At 44.2% G+C, this 3,060-nt stretch carries 1 protein-coding gene and 1 pseudogene; one reads left to right on the forward strand and one right to left on the reverse strand.

What is annotated here, in order from left to right; genetic code table 11:
* Positions 1–127 precede the first annotated feature (127 nt).
* A pseudogene (locus F6K20_RS31540) lies at positions 128–1,075 on the reverse strand (NADP-dependent isocitrate dehydrogenase); the annotation flags it as partial.
* Positions 1,076–1,756: 681 nt separating this feature from the next.
* On the opposite strand from F6K20_RS31540, the gene F6K20_RS31545 reads away from it, so the two are divergent.
* Positions 1,757–2,467 (forward strand): response regulator transcription factor, encoded by a 711-nt coding sequence (locus tag F6K20_RS31545; protein ID WP_008182494.1) that lies wholly within the window; start codon positions 1,757–1,759, stop codon positions 2,465–2,467.
* Positions 2,468–3,060: the final 593 nt, after the last annotated feature.

Raw genomic sequence — 3,060 nt, forward strand, 5'->3', positions numbered from 1 at the left:
GTCCAGGGCGAGCCTGCTTATGACGCTTTATTGGCTCAACTAACCTACATTAACGATAATATTAACGACACTACCGTTCTTCCCTTTTCCGCTTTCCCCGCCTATTATGATGTCTCTACTGACCCCAGGAATTAAGGACATTTTCCACTTCCTGGATCACTTTCGCCTGTTTTTCTGGGGTCAAGGCATCATAACCGGGTTCAATCGCGCGAGCATTATCTTCCAGGGTAATGTCAGGATTTTGCTCTTTGTTGCTGAGAATCCAAGATTCCCGTTCAGTTATACATTCTGCTCGAAACTCTGTGGTTGTTAGTTCATAACCCCAGTCCCGGAACGCGCCTTCGGTATACTTCATAATATTCCCCTTATGTACCAAAGTCACCATCTGCTTAGGCTTAGGTAGCCTGAGGGCATGTTGGATGGCGCGGCGCACTAAACGCTGGGAGCCAGTTTTACTGATGGGTTTAATGCCAATACCAGCATCTAAGGGAATCTGTTTTTTGCCATGTTCTGGAGTCGCTGGGATTAGATCCTGATTGAGTAAAGTAATCAATTTTTCACCAACTTCGCTTCCTTTGGGCCATTCAATACCCAAGTAGATATCTTCTGTATTTTCCCGATAGACAATTACATCCAGTTTCTCTGGAGTTTTGTGGGGAGAGGGGGTTCCTGGGTAGTACTTACAGGGACGCACACAGGCGTAGAGGTCATTAATTTGCCGCAGGGCAACATTGAGAGAGCGCATACCACCACCCACAGGAGTTGTCAAGGGTCCTTTGATAGCAATGCCGTATTCTTTGATGGCATTTAGGGTGTCTTGGGGTAAATACTGATAAGTACCGTACTTTTCGCAAGCTTCGTCACCCGCATAGATTTTAAACCAGCTGATGCTGCGATCGGCACCATAGGCGCATTCGACCGCTGCATCAATTACCTTCTGGGCAGCTGGCCAGATATCGACGCCAGTACCATCTCCGCGAATAAACGGAATAATTGGGTTGTCAGGAACAATGGGTTGACCATCCTTGTAGGTAATGGCAGAACCAGTCTGGCAAGGGGAGATTTTCTCGTACATAAAGTAGTTTTAATGAATTTCAGATGGAAGTTGGCAATAGACCTATAGTCAGAAAACTACCAGATCTCCTGCATTGGGCTTGAGACATTAAGCTTTTTTGCTGATCAACCCCAGGTAGATGGTAGTTGAGGTAAAGTCTATCTATAGGGGGATGGCAAAAAATATACCCTAGTTAATCTTCTCATTAAGATGATTACTAATTGACAGGGCAAGAGTGACAGAAAGAGCAGGTAGTTGTTGAGCTTTCTTCCCGAAAATTCCCATTTCTGGGTATTAGCATAAGTGAACGTAGTTCAAGTTCAAAGCTTTGATGAAGTTATTACACCATGGCTCAACTGTTTGAAATCAGCCTTTATGCTGAAATAGGGGTTCTATAGCTTAAGTTCTCCTGTAATAGGAAGGTGTTCAACTGTTTTACAACAGTCAGCCAAGGCTGCTTTGTGCAGCGCCATCGCTCCTAAAAAATTGCTTGGGTGATGTGTCAATAGTTAGGGCTTCAACACCGAAACTTACAGTGTTATTAGCATAGATTCTGCCTATGGTCAATCGAATTACGATCAAAAGATATGGTGTATTGTTTGTCTGAGTGGGCCTTTCACAGACTTCCAGCCAGATGGCAGCAGCATCAATTCATGACCAATTGGCAGGAGTGTTTGTAGAAAAGGTGGCTCCAGAAAGAATATGAAAAAGATTTTAGTTGTTGACGATGATAAAACCCTGCTAACTCTTTTGAAGCGCTACCTGGAACATCGAGGATACCAGGTAGAACAAGTGTGTTCGGGAACTGAAGCCTTAGAAGCTTGTGTCAAAAATCCACCGGATTTGGTAGTTTCTGATGTGCTGATGCCGGAGATGGATGGTCTAGAGTTTTGCCGTCGTCTGAGAAACATTCCCAATGGTAGGCTGATGCCATTTATTTTTTTGTCTAGCAAAGCAGAATTAGAAGACCGTATTAATGGTCATTCTATGGGAGCAGATGATTATTTAACTAAACCAGTTGCTCCGAGAGAATTAGAGGCAAAAATAGAAGCACTGCTAGAGCGCTCGCACCGTATCCATGCTGAAATTGTCCGGTTGATGCAGCAAGCTACTGCTATAGCTCCTGGCCATTTAGCTAACCAATTATCAACCTCAGCATCTGCTGAGAATTCTAAAACTTTGGCTCAGGTAGGGGCAAAACCTAAACCTCTACCCTTGACACCAGCAGAAGAACGAGTATTTTGGCAAGTTATTCAGGGGTTAACCAACAAAGAAATAAGCGATCGCCTATTTATCAGCCCTCGTACTGTGCAGACTCACCTCAGTAGCATACTCCATAAGTTGAAACTACATAATCGTAGCCAATTGGTGCGCTTTGCCTATGAGCAGGGATACAAACGTCCCAAGGAGTAGACATGAAAGGAATTTTCCCTCAAACGGCGAAATCGGGTTTATTGGTCAATCTTCAATTGTGACGGAGCTGCCTTGTATTTATACTTCCCACAGAAATCAACTGAGCTTTTATTTAACTATCAGCTATCACCCATCTGCCAATTTCCTAACTGCTGACCTAGACAAGCTAACCCCTCACAGTTTAACTGATCAGCTTTCAACTTCTTCCGCAACCAGTGTCCGGTCTACCGGACGGTCGGTGGTGAGAGGTCAGATGAACTGAAGTAAAATCGCCGCCAAAATGGGTTATCGATTTTGAGCAAAAGTTTGAGCCTATGTGTACTAGGACTGCCCTTTTCCATGAACGGAAGATTCAACGAATTGCGGACAGGGTTTTCCGGAACTTCAGATAAGTCTTTTTTAGTATATAACTGGAACCGAAATCAGCTAAGGCACTTTTGCTTCGCTCAAACCGTTGACCCAGTAGGCAGTGTTAGCTAGCAATCGGAACATCGAAGCACTGGGGATCTCAGAGAATCCCCTCGGTTATAGAAAAAATATTCTGGTGTGGTGGAATCGTTAACTCGAATCGCGCTTGCTCCCCTTTTTCAAAA

It is taken from the genome of Moorena sp. SIO2C4 (genome assembly GCF_010672485.1).
Lineage (GTDB): Bacteria > Cyanobacteriota > Cyanobacteriia > Cyanobacteriales > Coleofasciculaceae > Moorena > Moorena producens.

Bases quoted from the DNA above. Each gene is read 5' to 3' on its own strand.
- F6K20_RS31545 (WP_008182494.1), top strand. From the start codon at position 1,757: ATGAAAAAGATTTTAGTTGTTGACGATGATAAAACCCTGCTAACTCTT.